Origin of the sequence: uncultured Sunxiuqinia sp. (genome assembly GCF_947495665.1) — a bacterium.
GTDB lineage: Bacteria > Bacteroidota > Bacteroidia > Bacteroidales > Prolixibacteraceae > Sunxiuqinia > Sunxiuqinia rutila.
Genome location: NZ_CANLZV010000010.1, coordinates 117,136 through 135,684, shown reverse-complemented (window position 1 = coordinate 135,684; position 18,549 = coordinate 117,136). Strand labels below are relative to the sequence as shown.

Genomic DNA, 18,549 nt, shown 5'->3' with positions numbered 1-18,549 from the left:
CAATTTGTCTCGCTTGCAACTAACGATAAAACAAATAAACTTATGAAACGAAGAGATTTTTTACGGACCGGGGGAACTGCTTTTGCTGCTGCTGCCGGAGTTACCATCATTCCATCAACGGTATTGGGAAAGGCTTTTGGAAGCGTTGCTCCCAGTGATAAGGTTAATTTGGCTTGTTTTGGAATTGGTCACCGGGGAGGAGCTATCATTAAAGCGCTTCATGATACGGGACTGGCTAACGTGGTCGCTTTGTGTGATGTGGACATGGGGGCTGAACATACCATGGAGGTGATCCGGAAATTTCCGGAGGCTGCCCGCTTTCAGGATTTTCGCGAACTGTTTGATAAAATGGGAAATCAGTTTGATGCCGTGAGTGTGGGAACGCCTGATTTTTCGCATTTCCCAATTACCATGCTGGCCATGTCGCAAGGGAAGCATGTATATGTGGAAAAGCCCATGGCCCGTACCTTTGGCGAAGTGGAGCTGATGATGAAAGGAGCTGAGAAATATAAGGTGGCCACGCAAATGGGGAATCAAGGCCATTCAGAAGCCAATTATTTTCAGTTTAAGGCCTGGAAGGAAGCCGGGGTCATTAAAGATGTAACTGCCATAACAGCCCACATGAATGGGAAACGGCGCTGGCATGGTTGGGATACCGGAATGACCAGATGGCCTGCAGGTGAGCCTGTTCCGGAAACGATGGACTGGGATGCCTGGTTGACGACAGCTCAACATCATGATTACCACAAAGATTTTGTGCATGGGCAGTGGCGCTGCTGGTACGATTTTGGAATGGGTGCTTTGGGCGACTGGGGTGCTCACATTATGGATACCGCCCATGAATTTTTAAACCTGGGCTTGCCCTACGAGATTGATCCATTGAAAATTGAAGGGCACAATCCGTTTTTCTTTCCGCAGGCTTCTACTTTGGCGTTTAAATTTCCGGCACGGGACAACATGCCTCCGGTAACCATTACTTGGTACGACGGGGTGAACAATGTGCCTGAAGTCCCGGAAGGCTATGGTGTTTCCGAGCTTGATCCAACTATTCCACCAGCCAGCAATGGCAAGCTTCAACCTTCGAAATTGAATCCGGGCAAGATTATTTACAGCAAGGAGTTGACTTTTAAAGGCAGCTCGCATGGTAGCACCTTATCCATTATTCCGGATGAAAAAGGCAAGGAGATGGTAGCGAAGCTTCCTGAAGTACCAGTGAGTCCGTCCAACCACTTTGCCAATTTTTTGCTGGCTTGCAAGGGGGAAGAGTCCTGTCGCTCCTCATTTGATGTAGCCGGTCCGTTAAGCCAGGTTTTTAGTTTGGGCGTGTTGGCGCAGCGGCTGAATACCAAGCTAATTTTTGACCGCGAGAAGAAACAAATTACGAATAACCCATTGGCCAATGCCTTGCTTGCAGGCGCTCGTCCCCGCGCAGGATGGGAGGAATTTTATCAACTTTAATGGGGCTCGGATCAGTCTAATGAATTTATGATTAGGCGGTGGAAAACAGTTGGTTCCGATTGTTTCTCATCGCCTTTCAACTTTATATGAGCATGTTGTTCTTCTATTGCATTTTGCAAGGATGAGATAGGCATAGTTAAATGATTTTCTCTTTGTAGGTGACTGTTCTTATTTTTTTTGCTCTTGCCCTTTGGTATGAGCGTTCGTAGCCCTTCATATTCGAATTTCCGCTTTTTAGCTAAAACGCATATGACCTGATTGCAATTGGATGCTTTTAAGCAGTAAGTCTATGGCCTTTTGCTTTTTAATGAGGTTTTTAGGGGATTGAAGAGTTATCTCTCATTAGGGTTAGTAAAAATATTTATTAAATAGTTCTTGAAAACTAAAATATTTTAATTTACTTAGCTCTCCTAAACCAATAAAACTTTAGTGATGAGCCTTTCGATATTGATTTATACCCTTTTTTTATCGTGGACTGTGCTCGCTACTTCCAATGATAGTGAGGCTTATGGGAAGACAGATATTGCTGATCTGGTATTGATTTACCAAGGTGGAACTCATCGTCCGATGGAGTGGACAAAGGATCAGTTCTTACCTTATGTGGTGCATGAGAATCAACAAGGGGAGAAAAACTGGTTGTTTGATGGCTTCTTGTTTTTGGAGTTCAAGGATGGACAAGGACGCAATTATGCCCCGGGCTACGATAAACTGAATGCGCGGAAGCCGGAATGGGAATGGTTACTCGATCGCCGGTTTGAAAAGGGTAAAGCTTTCTCTGCATTAAATCAATGCATTGAAGATCAAATTTCAGAAATCGGAGCTCCCGGTTTTAAGCATAAATTAATTTCAGGTATTCCTTCTCCCATATTGAATCAAGAAGATTGGGGTGAAATAAATGGGCAAAAGTTGGACTTTCGTAAGCAAGAAGATCGACTGACTGCCGGAAAATGGTATATCGATCGTTTTCTGGAACGCTACGAGCAAGAAAACTACCAGCACCTTGAGTTGAAAGGGTTCTATTGGGTGGATGAGGATGTGCGTGGTTGTGCCGATATTTTGATTCCATTAGGTGACTACATTCGATCCCAAGGGCTCCAATTTTACTGGATTCCTTACTGGACAGCCCCCGGACGGGGAGACTGGGCAGAATACAAATTTGACTTTGCCTGGATTCAGCCCAACCACTTTTTCAATAAAGACATTGCCGACGAACGCCTGGAGCAAACCTGTGCTTTTGCCCGCGAAAAAAATATGGGATTGGAAATGGAGTTTGATGGACGGGCCCTGGCAGATCATGAGTCTGGCTTCAGCACTCGTTTGGAAGCGTATATCGATGCCTATGATAAAAACGGGGTATTTGAACAGGCTTCAATTGCCTATTATGAGGGAGGTAATGGGGTTTGCCGCTTTTCGAAGTCGAACAATCCGAAGGATAAAGAGCTGATGGACCGGCTGGCGAAGCATATTATTGAACGAAAAAACAAACGATTTTTAAAACATGAATAGAAAGAATTTTTTATTGTCGATGGGTGCTGCTGCAATGGCGGGCCCTTTTTTTATGAATGAGCTGCAGGCTGCAGCTCGTAAAAAATCAAACATTAAACCCATTGTTGGTTCGTGGTTTGAATTTCAGCACCACAGTGCTGCCGAAGGGAAGTACTGGAATCCGACTTTGGAAAAATTTACGGCTGAGCAGTGGGATGCTAAAGTAAAAGAGATTGCCGATGCCGGCATGCGCTACTTGGTTTTGCTGGATGTGGCTATTTACGGCAAAAGCTTTTATCCAACTTCATTGCTGCCAAAGCATGAAATGGGCTGTGAAGATCCGCTGGAAGTCGTGCTGACTGCTGCCGATAAATATGGGATCCGCTTTTTTGTGAGCAATGGATTCTTTGGCGAATGGACCAAGCCAGCCATGTTGATGCAGGATCGGGAGGTGAATAAATTGCGCTTGAAAGCGATGAATGAACTGGCCGAAAAGTATGGTCATCACAAAAGTTTTTACGGATGGTATTATCCGAATGAAACCGGTATTTACGGGCATTACGACGACTTCTTTATCAATTATGTGAATGAATCTTCGGCGGAGGCAGCCCGGTTGATGCCTAAAGCAAAAACCTTGATTGCTCCGTACGGAACGCGCAATGTGAAGGCTGATGATCAATACGTACGCCAGTTGGAACAACTGGATGTCGATTTTATCGCTTACCAGGATGAAATTGGAGTAGAGAAGACTCAGGTCGAGGAAAGTGCCGGCTTCTTCGAGAATTTATACAAGATGCATAAAAAAGCCGCTAAATCACGTCTTTGGGCCGATGTTGAGGTATTCCGTTTTGAAGGGAAAGTCTACCAGAGTGCCCTTTTGCCAGCTCCTGCTGAACGCGTAATTCAGCAACTGGAAGCTGTGTCTCCTTATGTCGAAAAGATTTTGATTTACCAGTACATCGGAATGATGAACAAGCCAGGATCAGAAGCCTTTGCCGGGCATCCGGATTCAACAAAATTATATACGCAATTGCGCGAGCATAAAGCGATAAAATAAACCGGATAGCGTGACTCATTTTGGAATAAACGTTACTTTTTGTCGTCGGCTTTGGCAGCAGAAGCAGCAAGGCTTTTGGATGATTGGGCTGATTGTCGGGTTGTTTGCTTGTGGGCAGCGAAATAGTTCTCAGGAGCAACCCGACAAATTCAATGTGGTTTATTCTGAAGGTCATTTGAGCTGTGAATTACAGCTTCCGGATAAACAGTTGGAGGTAGCGTTTTTTCCTTGTGGTGTTAATCAAATTTTTGCCCTAGGAAAGCTTGCTTATGATACCTCGTCTGTAATATCTGAAGAAAAGCTGCCTACGCTTGAATTTCCGTCGGTGACAGATTGGGTTGGCCCGTATCAGGTAAGTTTGTTGGAGAATGCCACCAGCGATTTGCCCAAACAATTTACAGGTGGCTGGCACGGTTCGAATGGAGACGGGACTGGCGAGCCAACAGCCATGACGAAGCGTGTAGCTGTGACGGTTGATGGCGAGCCAAAGAGTTCCGGCTTCTCAGGAATGAGTGAGCTGGTAAGTTTGAATGTTGTGAATTTAATAGAAGGGTATGATTATTCTGGAACAGCCAGCTACTTGCTTCAGGAGTCTGTCAATTATCAGCTTTTGCCTAACTGTTCAATCGAGGTTCGTGTAACCATTATCGCGCTAAACGATGTGGTGATTCACCGTTATTATGGAATGCAAAGTCAGAACTTCGCTGTTTTTGATTCGGTGAGTTATGCCTCTCCAACGGAGATCATGAATACAGAGCCGGTACGAACCAACAACTCATGTCTGAAAAATGACGCAGTCAATCGAATCATTCTGAGTGGAGAACAGGGGGAATATGAATTAGAACTTATTTTGAATACCGAAAAAGGTCTCGGCACATTTGACTATTTAGCAGATGTTGCGCCGCGGGCTTTTTCTGCGGATTACGGGAAATCATACTTCAACCTGGTAAATGGGAAAAAACTGATACTAAAGAAAGGGGAGTCGGTTTTTTGGGAAGGAACTTATGTGTTTAAATGAGTTTATTTTAAGAGTCAGAAATTAACGTAACTAAAGAATAAATCTAAACGAAAATGAATAAGGTAAAATTGAAGGAATCATCAGTACCAGAAGGACGTAAGAGGAATATTTTGCTCGGCTTAACTTGCTTTGTTGCATCTCTTGGTGGCGTTTTATTTGGTTTTGATACTGCTGTTATATCGGGAACCTTCGGCATGGTAGAAACTCAGTTTGGATTGTCGAAATTGATGGTCGGTTGGTTCGGAAGCTCCGCATTGATCGGAGCCATTGTTGGTGCTTTTATTGCCGGAACGCTGAGTGATCGTTACGGGCGAAAACCGATTTTGATTTTGGCTGCCTTTCTCTTTTTTATGTCAGCTTTTTTCTCCTCCGTACCGCCAAGTTTTACGTTATTAATTGTTGCTCGTTTGGTAGGAGGACTGGGCGTTGGAATGGCTTCTGTGCTTTCTCCAATGTATATTTCCGAGTTTGCCCCCGCAAAAATACGCGGACGCTTGGTGGCTTTGTATCAGTTGTCCATCGTACTGGGGATTTTGCTGGCTTATTTTTCAAACTGGGCGTTGTTGCGCTATGCTGCTTCTCCTGACAATATTTTCACACACGGAATCTTGCAAAAAGTGTTTAATACTGAGATTTGGCGGGGAATGTTTGCGGCAGAAATGATTCCATGTGGACTGTTTATTGCGTTGTTGTTTTTAGTGCCTGAAAGTCCCCGTTGGTTGATTGATAAAGGCTTTGTTGAAAAAGGTGTGGCTCTGTTAAAACGGATTAATGGCGAATTGGACGAAAAACTTCTTCACCCTAAAAAAGAGGATAAGAAAAAGGATGTTGGAATCCGGGAGCTGTTAAAGCCCGGAATGCGGCGTGCGCTGGCAGTAGGTATTGGACTTTCGGTGTTTGGTCAGTTCACCGGGGTGAATATTGTGATTTACTATGGCCCGACCATCCTTGAAGGAGCTGGTTTTGCTTTGGATAATGCCGTTCAGTTTCAAGTGCTGATTGGAATTATTAACTTGATTTTTACGGTTATTGCACTGACAAAAATTGATAGCTGGGGACGTCGGCCTTTGCTCATTGGTGGTATGACAGCGGTTTTCTTTTCGTTGTGTGCCATCGGAACCTTGTTTGTTACCAACATTGCATCGGGCATTTGGACTGTGGTCTTGCTTTGTATTTACATCGGTAGTTTGGCGATTTCGATCAACGCCGTTATTTGGGTGATTATTGGCGAAATTTACCCGACCCATATTCGAGGACGAGCCATGTCGTTGGCCACCTTTGCCAACTGGGGAACCAACTTTGCAGCAGCCTTCCTTTTCCCTTGGTATGTGGCAAATGTTGGCATGGGAGCTGGCTTTTTCACCTTTGCAGCATTCTGTTTGGCGGGCACCATCTTCTTCTACAAGCTTATTCCTGAAACCAAAGGGAAAAGCCTTGAAGAAATTGAGCGGTTTTGGAAATAAAGAGTAAGGATGAGGGTAAATCGACAATTGGGAATCCGTTTATTTTGGAGTACTTGCATGTTGCTCCTAGGCTTGACTGCCGCTCAGGCGCAAGAGTTGGCTGATGTTCAAAACCGGGGAATTGCCGGAAACAGTTCTGCTGATCTTTTGAATCGGGTAGACGCTGACGTGTTAAGTTATCAGCCGGACCTGGTCGTTATTTTGGTGGGGACCAACGATCTGCTGAATACGAAAAAAATGGTTTCGGTGGCTGACTATTATCGCAATATGGATCAGTTGACTGATCGTTTGTTGCAGCATGATGTTCAGGTGGTTTTGGTGAGTCCGCCAACGGTGGACACGGTGTATCTGTTTGAACGGCATGATGCTTCGCGTTTTCCCCAGCCTCCCATGCAGCTACTGGCTTTGTGCAGAGACACTTTGCAGGTCATTTGTCGGGAAAAGGAATTGCCCTTTGTTGATTTATTCTCACACCTTCAGCAGGTCGGGATTCCCTGTCATGATCAGGATGATATCATTCTTAATGAAAAGAACAGTGGACGGAGAGATGGCGTTCACCTAACGCCCAAAGGCAACCGCTTGCTGGCGTGGCTGATTTATGAGCAACTGAAGGAATCGTTTACTGATTTAGCTGGTTTGAAGATTGTTTGCTTTGGCGACTCTATCACCTTTGGCGTGTTTCTGGACGGAGAGGGAACAACCGAAGGTGACACGTATCCGGCTGTACTCAAGCAATTTATTCAGGATGGGATATAAGGAGTGAGCTCAGGGGTAGTGGGACCAGATTAGTTTAGAAAAAATATTTCTGCAGAAATAAGGACTTTGGGAGAAAGGACTTGGCAGAGGAAACTGCAATAGCAAAAAAGAGGCTATCCAATAAGGATAGCCTCTTTTTTATGGAGGTCTCTGGCGGATTCGAACCGCCGTACGCGGTTTTGCAGACCGCTGCCTAGCCACTCGGCCAAGAGACCATTTCGTAATCGGACTGCAAATGTAATAAAATTTTCCACTTATGCACAACAAAATTTCATTAGAAGAATTTCGTCAGGTATAAAATTTAGCGGATTAATCATAGAGGGGAATAGTAGGAGTATTTGATTGTCTTTAAATTCAGTTTGATTGATAAAAAACTTTGTGAAATAACTTGGGATGCCTGTTTGTCGACAAGCATTCTTTTTTTTGTTGCGTTGCATCATCTCATAGGAGTTGTAGCTGAGGTTGTTCTGTGTCTTCGTTGTCGTCTGTTGATCCATGAGAAAGAAAAAGGTTTAAAATTTTCCCAGAAACATGAGTAGGTTTTTCTATTGACAAGGTATTAACAGAAACGAATGAGTAAGTATGACCAGTAAGAAAAAAAATACCTTGGCTTTATTTGATGAGATTGTTGACTTTATGAAAAAGCAAGAAGCGACTACGGACATTGATGAGAAAAAGCACTTGTGGAATAAAATAATTCTAACAGCAGCTTTTAAAAGGCGCCAGAGGCGGGCACGAATTTATGCCTCCTTAACTACTGCAGCAGCTGTTTTCGTGGGGCTAATGGTGTGGATTGAACCTGCAAGCCGGTTTGAAGATGATACGAAGCTAAACATGGTTTTTTCAGAGGTTTCCATCCCAAAGCAAGCTTCAGATATCATTCTTATGGTTTCTGATAGCAATGAAATTCGAATTGATAAGGATACGGCGGTTGTCAATTTCTCTGAAAAAGGAAAGATCACGGTAAATAGCAAGGCAATAGCAACCCAGAGCTCGTCAAAGGGGATGGAAGAAAAATATAATCAAATCATTGTCCCCGGTGGAAAACGTACCATGTTAACGTTATCGGATAGCACAAAAATCTGGATCAATGCGGGTACACGAGTTATTTTTCCAAAAGAATTTAAAGGAGTTAAGCGGAAAATTTTTGTTGATGGAGAGGCTTATCTGGAAGTAGCTAGAAATACTGAAAAGCCTTTTATTGTTGAAACTCCTGCCCAGTTTGAGATTGAAGTGTTAGGAACTTCGTTTAATGTTTGTACTTACGATGAATTAGAATTTGCCACAGTCGTTCTTGCTCATGGAAGCGTTGAGATCAAGGGAGTTGGACGGCAGAAGAGGATTATGAGCCCAAATCAACTCGTCCGAATTGATGAAAAAGGGGTATTGGATGAAACGATTTCAGTAAATGCTGAGGACTATACCAGTTGGACCAAAGGAATAATGGTTTTGAACTCCAGGCCTTTTTCTGAGGTGGTGAAAACGCTTCAAATTTATTTTGGTGTTTCGTTAGAGGTAGATCAATCGTTGGATGAAATCATTTCAGGACAGCTGGCTCTTAAAGACAATTTTGATGAAGTACTTTCCGGCTTGCAGCATATTGTTGCTTTCACTTATTCGAAGGATCAGAATGGAATATATAAAATTGAAAAGCATTGACTTTTTAAATAAAAGGATATAGAAAATTACAAACACGAACCTAAAATCTAAATGAATAAAAACGAATTGCCTATGAGGAAATGACAAGACAGAAAGAATAAAAAACAAATAAGCCGGTCGATACTGGTATTATCGTCCGGCTTTTAATGAGATTCAAAATGTAAATTTTAAAATCTATTACTTACACAAATATATGATTAAAATAGATGCAAATGGCTTAAATAAGCGGTCACTATTAAGGAATAATATTCGCAGAATGAAATTGTTAATGGTCTGCCTTATTTTAGGGTTACAATTAGGTTACGGCGAAAACAGTTATTCGCAAACGGTAACAATATCCGTCAATGCCGCAGGGAAGACGATAAAAAGTGTGTTAAAAGAAATCAGTCAGAAAACAGAGTTTGTTTTTATCTATCAAGATAATGCTCTGGATCTTAATCGGGAAGTTGAGGCTCAATTCGATCAGCAAGAGATAACGACTATTCTCGATGAGTTGTTTAAAAATTCAGAGAATGCTTATGTGATATCAGGAAGGCAAATCTATATTACCAAAAAAGCAAAAGCTACTCCGGAAACGAAATATCAGTCTCTTAAAATAGTTGTAACTGGTATTGTATCAGAGGATTCAGGAGAGTCTCTGCCTGGAGTAACTGTTCTTGAGAAAGGTACTGTAAATGGTACCATTACTGATTTTGAGGGACGGTATACTCTTGAGGTTAATCCTGATGCTGTGCTTGTATTCTCGTTTGTTGGAATGACGACCAAGGAGGTGAATATTGGTGATTCGAATGGTGCTGTTGATGTGACGTTAAGTTCCAGCGAGATAGGCATCGATGAAGTGGTTGTAACGGCACTGGGAATAAAAAAAGAAACCAAAGCTTTAGGTTATGCTGTTCAAAAAGTTTCGGGCGATAATGTTAGCAAGGTAAAAGGTGTTGACTTTGCCACTAGTTTAACGGGAAAAATTGCCGGTTTAAACGTTGCTAATAGTACTGAATTCAATAGTGCTCCTACCATTTCATTGCGCGGAGAATCTCCTTTATTGGTTGTAGATGGAGTTCCATATAACAACCTTTCATTAAGAGATATTGCTGCCGATGACATTGAATCGATCGATGTTTTGAAGGGAGCAACAGCTTCTGCTCTTTATGGTGCGCGTGGAGGAAGTGGTGCGATCATGATTGTGACTAAGCGTGGCAAGGAAGAAGGTCTTCAGGTCGAGATCAATAGTAGTACCATGATTAATGCCGGTTATTTGCGTAAACCGGAAGTTCAAACATCATACAGTACCGGGCAGGGAGGTAAATACCTTGCAGGTAGTTATGTATGGGGAGATAAAATGGATATTGGTCGTGAAGCGGTACAATACAATCCATTTACTTATGAATGGGAAACACAGCCCTTGGTGGCTAAAGGAAAAAATAACCTGAAAAATTTCCAGGAGTTTAGTTCCATTGTCAATACTAATGTGAGTGTCACACAAAAGGGAAAATATGGAAGTTTTCGTACTTCTTTAACTCACGTTTATAACAAGGGACAATGGCCCAATGAAAAGCTTAATAAAATTACATATTCTGTAGGTGGGGATATGAAATTTGGAAAGTTTAAATCAGATGCCGGATTGACCTATAATAAACGGTTTTATCCGAATAAAGGAGGTACCGGCTATGGAGGCAATGGCTACTTGTACAATTTATTAATCTGGTCGGGTGTCGATTTTGATATTCGTGATTATAAGGATTATTGGTACAAAAAAGACGAGTTATCAAACTGGATGGATCGCTCCTGGTACGAAAACCCATACTACATAGCTCATGAAATTACATCGGGCAATGATTATGATATAGTTAATGGGTTTATCAATACTTCCTATGATATTGCGCCATGGCTGACTGCGACGCTTCGATCAGGTATGGATATGGGCGTTAGTAAATCGGAATATAAGACGCCTATCGGCGCGACAGCTGGTTGGGGTGGTCGAAAAGGATACTATAGTGTTTCCAGAAATAATAACTTCAGCATTAATAACGATCTGATACTAATGGGGGATTATACCTTTAATGATTTTAATGTTAATGGCTTGCTGGGCGGATCTATTTATTACCTAAAGAATGATGGACTGAGTTCAAATACGGAAGGTGGTATTATTGTTCCCGGTTATTATTCTTTGAATGCTTCTGTGGATCCAGCCCAAACCAGCAAATGGTATTCACAAAAGCAAGTTAATTCATTCTACGGAAAATTTTCTGCCTCTTGGAAAAGTGCTGTTTTCTTAGATGTTACCGGGCGTAATGACTGGTCTTCAACTTTGCCGGAATCAACCCGTTCGTATTTTTATCCTTCAGTGGCATCAAGTTTGGTTCTGTCAGAATTCATTACGATGCCTGAGTTTTTTGATTTTTGGAAACTTAGGGGCTCATGGACAATGACTAAGCAAGACATGAGTATTTATGCCATTAATAAGGTTTTCAACATCAGTACCGATGTGTGGAATAACATGACGGCAGCTTACGCCCCAACTTCGATAAAAGATGCGATTATTTCGCCAGCCACTTCTCGTTCCTATGAAATTGGAACAGCTGCTCATTTCTTAAATAATCGGTTGCGATTAGATGTAACCTACTATAATAAGCTCAACTATAATAATTCTCGTTCTGCAAGAATTAGTTCGACGACAGGCTATTACAATACTCTTATTAATATTGAAGAAGAACAGGAGCGTAAAGGGTTCGAGGTAATTTTGTCCGGCGATATCATCAAAAGCAAAGAGCTAAACTGGAAGGCGACATTTAACTGGGCAAGAGATCGTTATTATTACGCGAATATCGATCCGGTTTATTCGACGCAAAAAGGTTGGGTTGCAAAAGGTAAACGTTGGGATTGGTTAAGTGTTTATGACTACCAAAGAGATCCTAATGGCAATATTATTCATGGAAATGATGGGATGCCATTAATTAACCAATATGAAAGTTTGCAAGGATATACTGCTCCTGACTGGATGTTTGGTTTGAGCACGCAAGTTTCGTACAAGAATTTGACACTTGATATAAGTGTTGACGGAAAAGTAGGAGGATTAGCTCATGCACAAATTGATCAGGCCATGTGGAACTCAGGTTCTCACATTGATAGTGATAATGATTATCGTTATGAGGAGGTGGTCAATGGAAATAAAACATTTATTGGAGAGGGAGTTAAAGTGGTCTCAGGAAGTGCCGAATGGGATGCCGATGGCAATATTATTCGGGATGATCGGGTATATGAACCAAACGATAAAGTGGTTTCTTATGAGACATATATGACACGTACAAATCCTTATATTGGAACTGTTCGGACTCAAAATTTACTGGATAAAACCTTTGTTAAGTTGCGAAATATTGCCATTAGTTACGCTTTGCCACCAACTTTTTATGAAAAGTTGAATTTGAAGCAGGCATCAATTGGAGTAGTGGGGCAAAATCTATTGATGTGGACCCGCGATTTTAAATTTTCAGATCCTGATGTCGGCGTTGAGAATATCAATTCTCCATCTATACGCTATGTTGGTTTTAATTTGAAACTTAATTTTTAATCTTTTTAAAACTATGAATTTAAATAAAATAATAATAGGGTTTGCAGCTTTAATCTTATTTGCCGCATGCAGTAAATTCGATGAGTTGAATACCAATAGCGATTCAGCTACGAAAGTAAACTCGAAACTTTTAGCTACCGGGGCTATTATGGGAATCATGAAACCGTCATCAGGTGTAGGTTTTGTAGATAGTCAATTTCTTCCCAAGTATTTGGCGTGGGGTGAAGGTTCGCGAGGAAATCAATATAACAACTTTGGAAGGGCGAGTTTTGATAGTTTTACGACATTGCGAAACTATCGACTTATGGCTGAACTGGCCGAAGAACGGGATCGTGATGCCTATGAGGCATTAGCTCTTTTCTTGGAAAGTTATTTGATTTACAATCAGACTATTGCCGTGGGCGATATTCCCTACTCCGAAATATTGAAAGGTAAAGAGAATTTGTTAACCCCTAAATACGATGCTCAGAAAGATATTTTTAAATCTTTGCTGACCAATTTGGATCGTTCTGTTGAGTTATTCGGTAACGCTTCAGATTTTGAAGGAGATCCTATTTTTGGAGGAAATGTCAATAAGTGGAGAAAGGTTGTTAATGCCTTTGAGTTAAGGGTACTTATCAATCTTTCCAAAAAAGAATCAGATACTGATCTTAATGTAAAGCAAAAATTTGCACAAGTTTATCAACGTGGTCTTTTAATGGAAGGGAACGGAGATAATCTCCAACTGGTATTCTCAAGTAAATCAGGTCAGTTGTATCCTTTTAATATTGCCTATAATAAGCACTTTGACTATCCGATGCTTTCGAATACGTTGATGGATATTTTGCAAGAGAATAACGATTATAGGATGTTTTATTTTGCGTCTCCTTCAAAAGCTAAACTTGCGGAGGGGAAGGTAGAAAGTGATTTTGACGCTTATGTTGGAGTTGAGGTTTCGGATCCTATTGAGGATATTAGAGCTAAATATGTGTCTGGAGAATATTGTGGGTTTAATAAACGATTCATTTACTATGAGCCGGGTGAGCCTTATATCCTAATTGGTTATGCTGAGCAAAACTTTATTCTTGCTGAAGCTGCATTGCGTGGCTGGATTACAGAAGATGCTTCATTGTTTTATACAAAGGGAATACGAGCACATTTTGATTTTCTTCGTGAATGGACTCCTGATGATGTCACTTATCATCATGGGCGAAAGATTACAGACGAAGTAATTGATGATTATTTGGTAAATCCTTCGGTTCAATTATCCGGAGAGTTTGAAGACAAACTGGAGATGCTTATGGAGCAAAAGTACGTAGCTTCATTCTTGCAACTCGCTTGGCAGCCGTATTATGATTACAGACGTACGGGATACCCGGTTTTACCAATAAATCCCGAAACGAATTTGAATTTTAAAGAGCCGTCTAAAATCCCGGTGCGTTGGTTGTATCCTCAGGTTGAATTTGATTATAATAAGGAACAGGTTCAGAAAGCACTAGATAGCCAATATGAAGGAGTTGATGAGGTGAATAAACTCATGTGGATATTAAAATAATGCGAAATTGAATGATGAGTATAAAAAAAGTGTTTTTGACAGTAGTCTTTGCTTGGATGGTATTTTTTACCATCCAGGCAAAAACTCGCAAAGTTGTTTATATTGTTCTTGATGGTATCCCAGCCGATTATGTGGAACGTGTTCGTCCCAAGACAGTATTTGATATTGCCGATAAAGGGGCTTATGCGCGAGCGTATACCGGCGGCGAAATAGGAGGATATTCGCAAACCCCAACTATCTCGGCTGTAGGATATACTAATATTCTAACCGGAACGTGGCTTAATAAGCATAATGTACCAGGCAATTCGAATTTGAAGCCTAACTATAATTATTGGAGTATTTTCCGAATAGCGAAAGAGCAACAACAGGATTTTAAGACGGCGCTTTTTTCCAGCTGGGTTGATAATCGAACCGTTCTTATTGGCGAAGGAAAAGAGGAAACGAATCAGCTTCAAATAGACTATGTATACGATGGCTATGAACTTGATAAAACGCGCTTCCCGGAGAAAAAAGACCATAAGCAGATTTTTGAAATTGACTCTGTTGTTTGCCAAAAAGCAGCAGCAAGTATTCGTCGTGATGCTCCGGATTTGAGTTGGGTTTATTTGTGGTATACCGATTCTGGTTTTCATCTTTATGGAGATGGAGCCTTTATGGATGACTATGTGAATAAAACAGATCAATTGATTGCTCAAATCTGGGAGGCTGTTCAATATCGTGAAAAAATGTTTGATGAAGATTGGCTGGTTATTGTTACCACTGATCATGGTCGTTCGGAAAGTGGACACGGCCATGGTGGGCAGTCGGAAAGAGAACGCTCTGTATGGATTTCAACCAATCAGAAAAAGGTTAATAACCATTTTGGTAGTGCTTCCCTGTCTTTAGTTGATATTTTACCTACAATTTGTCATTTTATGGATTTCGATGTGCCCCGTGATCTGGCCTTTGAGCAAGACGGAATCTCATTTTTGGGAAAGAACGATATTTCAGCTCTTAAGACCAGCCCCTATGATGATACTGTGGTTCTTAGCTGGAATAGCTCATCGACAAATAATAAGGCTATCATTTATATGGCTACTACTAACCATTTCAAAGAAGGTGGAGTTGAAGAATGGATAGAACTGGGGGAAGTTCCTGCTAAAGCAGGGGCTTTTACAGTAGACATATCGCAATATCCGGCATCGAAATTTTACAAATTTGTGGTGAGCACACCACACAATGCGCTTAACCGCTGGTTAAGAAAATAAGCTGTAGGTCTTCCGTTGCATTCGTTCACAAGGAGTGAAATGCGAGGAGCTACAAATGATATTTACGGTATTGATTTCCTGATCCACTGAACATCAGCGGGTCAGGAAATTTTATTTTGCGGTCAAAGTTCCTCTTTCGATCTATTTGTTTGACTGTGTTTTAGGGGGATTTACTCGGTTGCGAGAATGTGAACTATTTACAGGATATAACTTTTCTGCTTCCGATTATCGGATGAAAATCTTCGATACCTCGTCCATGCCTAAGTTGAATGATTTGCTTTATAAAAAGTTTGTCGATTCATAAGGAGTAACAGGATCAGATTCTTTTCCAGTGTTTCGCTATTGAAAAAAGATTGGTTGTTTTTGTCAAGTAATAATTTCCGTAGTTTGGCCAGCGCTCTTGAAGCCAGATTCATTGAGGATTGTTCGTTAATACCAAGAATCTCAGCAATTTCTCTGTGGGAAAGTTCTTGTATATACTTTAAATAGATAATTTGTCTCTGCTTGTCTGATAATTGATTGTAGCAGTTGATTAACTTTTTGACCAATAGTAGTTCTTCATCATTATTTGCCCCGAAATTTTTCTCCAACTCATCGTCATCAATAATCAGATGAAAAGGTGTCTCTTTTTCAGAAAGATAAAGCTTGTTTTTTGTCAGCTTATCAATGATAATATTACGAATCGATTTTAGCAGATACGAACGAACACAAGGAGTAGATTTTATATTCTTACCTGAGTACAGCTTTACAAACAAATCCTGTATACAATCTTTTATGAAATCTGTGTCAGGATATAACTTCAATCCATAGTTTAGTAAGTGGTCATAGTATTTGGTATATATGACTTCAAGAATTTGTTTTTGCCCATTAACAAAAATGTTCCAATATTCGGAATCTTTCATTACTCGTATTAGCTAGGTATGTTTGACATCTGATCCAATTGAACTGTTTCTCTACGAATGTCAGTTTTGGAATAAGATGTCAATCGTCAATTTTTTTAAAGTCAGGCTTTAGTGATTTTTTAAAAAAGGTAATTCATGGTGATAAAAATACAGAAAACTTTTATCAATGGGGGTGTTTCTTTGGTGGAATTTGAATCAGAAATCAGAAACACGGATTACGGAGTTGAGTGGGGAAAACCTTATTCTATAACCATTTCAGTGATTCTATATTTCAATAAACGTTTGGCATTTGAGAGTTTGACAGTTGACTTTAGTTATGGCCAATATGGGGAGCCTAAGTTTATTTTCTACTCTCCGTTTTTTATGGGTTTTGTCTGGAGGCTCTTCCGCTAGGTCTTATACCGATGATACTCAGGGACAATTTCTAACTTTCTGTATTGGAAGGCGGAAAACCTACTTATTTGTTTGTAACTTCACAAAAGCGAAGGGTGTATTTTTCGTTTCTTTTTGTTGCAAAGCTTGAATCAAAAAAATGAAATCATGATACGAATCGTAGTCTTTTTCCTGTTGATTAGTTTATTGAGTGGCTGCCAGGCTGACAAGGAGGAAGCACCGACCGGAAAACCGACTGTTTACCTTATTGGGGATTCCACCGTGAAAAACGGACGGGGCGATGGGGCCGACGGACTGTGGGGCTGGGGCGAACCTCTTGCCCTTTATTTTGATACAACCAGAATCCGGGTTGAAAATCATGCCTTGGGAGGAACCAGCAGCCGTACTTTCAGGACTCAGGGACATTGGGAGGAAGTTTTGCATAGCCTGCAAGCCGGCGACTATGTGTTGATTCAGTTTGGGCACAATGATGCCGGTCCTGTTAATGATAACTTTCGGGCACGCGGCACTTTTGAAGGCATCAGCGATAAAATGGAGGAGATCGACAACCTGCTCACAGGCGAGCGTGAAGTGGTTCATACCTACGGCTGGTATTTGCGTCAGTATATTGTTGAAGCGAAGGAAAAAGGAGCCATTCCTGTTGTATTGTCTCCTATTTCTCGCAACAATTGGGTGAATGGAGAGGTACTGAGGGATAATGCAAGCTATAGCGAATGGGCCCGCGAAGTGGCTACTTTTGAAGAGGTAGAGTTTATTGATCTGAATGAGAAGATGGCCCGCGCAATGGAAGCCTTGGGCGAAGATTCGGTTACCGGCACTTTTTTCTTTAAGAACGACCCAACACATACAACAGCCAAGGGAGCAATCTTCGCAGCCTCACTAGTGGTGGAAGGTTTGAATCAAGCCTCTAGTTGCAAGCTGAAGGATTACTTACAGGAGAATCCAACACTTAACTTTCCGGTGAAGCGCAATCTTTTTTTGGTATCAAACTCACCTGTGAAGTCATCCAATGAGAAAGCTGTTGACTGGAGCCGGGAGCTTCCGGCTTATCTGGACACCAGTCGGCTAAATATTTTTACCCCGACAGCCATTGCCAACAATGGTTTGAGTTATTATTCGGAGAGGTTTTGGAATGAGCTGATGGAACAGATGAAGGAAGATGATTTCTTGCTGATCCAGCTCGGCCGATCAAGTACAAAGAACAGCCCCAATGCACAAAGTTATTCTTACACCGAAGTTTTGAAAAAGCACCTTATAGAGGCAAAAGCCAAAGGTGTAGTGGTCATCCTTATTTCTCCGACTCCGCACAACAAATGGTCGGGTGGAAAATTGGAAAGCGTAAGTGACAGCAATTCCCTGTGGGCTCGTGATTTGGCTCAGTCCGGACAGGTTTTCTATATTGATTTAAACCACGTTATTACCTTGGAGTATGAGGCCATGGGGCCCCAAATAGCCCGGCAGCTTTTCACCAACGATCCGGTTCGTACCAATGCCGCTGGTGCCCGGTTAACTGCCCTGACACTAGCCAAAGAACTTAAAAAACTCCAATCCTGTGCGCTTTCAGGCTATGTCAATCTTAACAGAGGTAAACTGTAAGTGGGATGATACCCTGCAAACTTTAGCGGCTGATCGTCAGACTAACTTTTTCAATCTGCCCGCCCATGGGAGGATTCATTTTTGAGATTTTTACTTTGGCATGCTCAATTTGCGGGAAAGCATCGTAAAGGCGATCCACAATGCGGGTGGCTACATTTTCCAGCAAATCAGATGGAATGGCCATTTCCTCTTTAATCAGTTCATAGGCTCTCTGATAATTCAGGGCATCTTTCAGGCGGTCCGACTTGGCAGCTGCTTCGCAGTCGGTTTGAATGCTTACATTCAGGATAAACTTGTTGCCCACTTCTTTTTCAACCGGGTAATGCCCGTGATAGGCAAAAAACTCCAGTCCTTCCAAATCAATTTGTCCCATTTTTCGTGTGTTTTAAAGGGTAAACTTCCAGAGGACAAAA

At 41.5% G+C, this 18,549-nt stretch carries 14 protein-coding genes and 1 tRNA gene; 12 read left to right on the top strand and 3 right to left on the bottom strand.

Annotation, left to right across the window (positions count from 1 at the left end; translation table 11 throughout):
• Window positions 1-42: 42 nt before the first annotated feature.
• The 6 genes from Q1A18_RS13305 to Q1A18_RS13280 all read left to right on the top strand — a co-directional run bounded on the left by Q1A18_RS13305 (window position 43) and on the right by Q1A18_RS13280 (window position 7,237).
• A complete protein-coding gene (locus tag Q1A18_RS13305; protein ID WP_299581032.1) occupies window positions 43-1,458 on the top strand; it encodes a Gfo/Idh/MocA family oxidoreductase in 1,416 nt (471 codons plus the stop codon).
• Between the two features lie 432 nt (window positions 1,459-1,890).
• Complete coding sequence (locus tag Q1A18_RS13300; protein ID WP_299581029.1) at window positions 1,891-2,964, top strand: DUF4855 domain-containing protein; 1,074 nt, start codon at window positions 1,891-1,893, stop codon at window positions 2,962-2,964.
• Entirely contained in the window at window positions 2,957-4,000 is a 1,044-nt protein-coding gene (locus tag Q1A18_RS13295) for a DUF4434 domain-containing protein (RefSeq protein WP_133464624.1), read from the top strand. The genes Q1A18_RS13300 and Q1A18_RS13295 overlap by 8 nt, the downstream gene beginning before the upstream one ends.
• A 10-nt stretch (window positions 4,001-4,010) precedes the next feature.
• Window positions 4,011-5,018 carry a hypothetical protein gene (locus Q1A18_RS13290; protein WP_299581011.1) on the top strand — a complete coding sequence of 336 codons (1,008 nt, stop codon included), beginning with the start codon at window positions 4,011-4,013 and terminating at the stop codon, window positions 5,016-5,018.
• Between the two features lie 53 nt (window positions 5,019-5,071).
• A complete protein-coding gene (locus Q1A18_RS13285) occupies window positions 5,072-6,481 on the top strand; it encodes a sugar porter family MFS transporter (RefSeq protein WP_299581008.1) in 1,410 nt (469 codons plus the stop codon).
• Window positions 6,482-6,490: 9 nt separating this feature from the next.
• A complete protein-coding gene (locus tag Q1A18_RS13280) occupies window positions 6,491-7,237 on the top strand; it encodes a GDSL-type esterase/lipase family protein (protein ID WP_299581005.1) in 747 nt (248 codons plus the stop codon).
• 141 nt (window positions 7,238-7,378) lie between these two features.
• Here the strand turns inward: Q1A18_RS13280 and Q1A18_RS13275 are convergent.
• Window positions 7,379-7,452, bottom strand: a tRNA-Cys gene (locus Q1A18_RS13275).
• Between the two features lie 367 nt (window positions 7,453-7,819).
• Here Q1A18_RS13275 and Q1A18_RS13270 point away from each other — a divergent pair.
• The 4 genes from Q1A18_RS13270 to Q1A18_RS13255 all read left to right on the top strand — a co-directional run bounded on the left by Q1A18_RS13270 (window position 7,820) and on the right by Q1A18_RS13255 (window position 15,245).
• Window positions 7,820-8,896, top strand: a complete 1,077-nt coding sequence (locus tag Q1A18_RS13270; protein ID WP_299581002.1) for a FecR domain-containing protein — start codon at window positions 7,820-7,822, stop codon at window positions 8,894-8,896.
• Window positions 8,897-9,089: 193 nt separating this feature from the next.
• Window positions 9,090-12,464, top strand: coding sequence for a SusC/RagA family TonB-linked outer membrane protein (locus tag Q1A18_RS13265; RefSeq protein ID WP_299580998.1), 3,375 nt, complete (start codon window positions 9,090-9,092; stop codon window positions 12,462-12,464).
• A 13-nt stretch (window positions 12,465-12,477) separates the two neighbouring features.
• Complete coding sequence (locus Q1A18_RS13260; RefSeq protein ID WP_299580995.1) at window positions 12,478-13,998, top strand: SusD/RagB family nutrient-binding outer membrane lipoprotein; 1,521 nt, start codon at window positions 12,478-12,480, stop codon at window positions 13,996-13,998.
• An 11-nt stretch (window positions 13,999-14,009) separates the two neighbouring features.
• On the top strand, window positions 14,010-15,245 hold the full coding sequence (locus tag Q1A18_RS13255; protein ID WP_299580992.1) for an alkaline phosphatase family protein: 1,236 nt from the start codon (window positions 14,010-14,012) through the stop codon (window positions 15,243-15,245).
• A 260-nt stretch (window positions 15,246-15,505) separates the two neighbouring features.
• Here Q1A18_RS13255 and Q1A18_RS13250 read toward each other — a convergent pair whose 3' ends face one another.
• Complete coding sequence (locus tag Q1A18_RS13250; RefSeq protein ID WP_299580989.1) at window positions 15,506-16,147, bottom strand: sigma-70 family RNA polymerase sigma factor; 642 nt, start codon at window positions 16,145-16,147, stop codon at window positions 15,506-15,508.
• 135 nt (window positions 16,148-16,282) lie between these two features.
• Here Q1A18_RS13250 and Q1A18_RS13245 point away from each other — a divergent pair, with 135 nt between their 5' ends.
• Window positions 16,283-16,540 carry a hypothetical protein gene (locus Q1A18_RS13245; RefSeq protein WP_299580986.1) on the top strand — a complete coding sequence of 86 codons (258 nt, stop codon included), beginning with the start codon at window positions 16,283-16,285 and terminating at the stop codon, window positions 16,538-16,540.
• Between the two features lie 147 nt (window positions 16,541-16,687).
• Complete coding sequence (locus Q1A18_RS13240) at window positions 16,688-18,136, top strand: GDSL-type esterase/lipase family protein (RefSeq protein WP_299580983.1); 1,449 nt, start codon at window positions 16,688-16,690, stop codon at window positions 18,134-18,136.
• Window positions 18,137-18,158: 22 nt separating this feature from the next.
• On the opposite strand, the gene folB is transcribed toward Q1A18_RS13240, so the two are convergent.
• Window positions 18,159-18,509: a dihydroneopterin aldolase gene (folB, locus tag Q1A18_RS13235; RefSeq protein ID WP_299580980.1), complete on the bottom strand. Its 351-nt coding sequence runs from the start codon at window positions 18,507-18,509 to the stop codon at window positions 18,159-18,161.
• Between the last annotated feature and the right edge of the window lie 40 nt (window positions 18,510-18,549).

Excerpts from the sequence above, each read along its gene's own strand:
- Q1A18_RS13305 (WP_299581032.1), top strand. The coding sequence starts at position 43 with ATGAAACGAAGAGATTTTTTACGGACCGGGGGAACTGCTTTTGCTGCT.
- Q1A18_RS13300 (WP_299581029.1), top strand. The coding sequence starts at position 1,891 with ATGAGCCTTTCGATATTGATTTATACCCTTTTTTTATCGTGGACTGTG.
- Q1A18_RS13295 (WP_133464624.1), top strand. The coding sequence starts at position 2,957 with ATGAATAGAAAGAATTTTTTATTGTCGATGGGTGCTGCTGCAATGGCG.
- Q1A18_RS13285 (WP_299581008.1), top strand. The coding sequence starts at position 5,072 with ATGAATAAGGTAAAATTGAAGGAATCATCAGTACCAGAAGGACGTAAG.
- Q1A18_RS13280 (WP_299581005.1), top strand. The coding sequence starts at position 6,491 with ATGAGGGTAAATCGACAATTGGGAATCCGTTTATTTTGGAGTACTTGC.
- Q1A18_RS13270 (WP_299581002.1), top strand. The coding sequence starts at position 7,820 with ATGACCAGTAAGAAAAAAAATACCTTGGCTTTATTTGATGAGATTGTT.
- Q1A18_RS13265 (WP_299580998.1), top strand. The coding sequence starts at position 9,090 with ATGATTAAAATAGATGCAAATGGCTTAAATAAGCGGTCACTATTAAGG.
- Q1A18_RS13260 (WP_299580995.1), top strand. The coding sequence starts at position 12,478 with ATGAATTTAAATAAAATAATAATAGGGTTTGCAGCTTTAATCTTATTT.
- Q1A18_RS13255 (WP_299580992.1), top strand. The coding sequence starts at position 14,010 with ATGATGAGTATAAAAAAAGTGTTTTTGACAGTAGTCTTTGCTTGGATG.
- Q1A18_RS13250 (WP_299580989.1), bottom strand. The coding sequence starts at position 16,147 with ATGAAAGATTCCGAATATTGGAACATTTTTGTTAATGGGCAAAAACAA.
- Q1A18_RS13245 (WP_299580986.1), top strand. The coding sequence starts at position 16,283 with ATGGTGATAAAAATACAGAAAACTTTTATCAATGGGGGTGTTTCTTTG.
- Q1A18_RS13240 (WP_299580983.1), top strand. The coding sequence starts at position 16,688 with ATGATACGAATCGTAGTCTTTTTCCTGTTGATTAGTTTATTGAGTGGC.
- folB (WP_299580980.1), bottom strand. The coding sequence starts at position 18,509 with ATGGGACAAATTGATTTGGAAGGACTGGAGTTTTTTGCCTATCACGGG.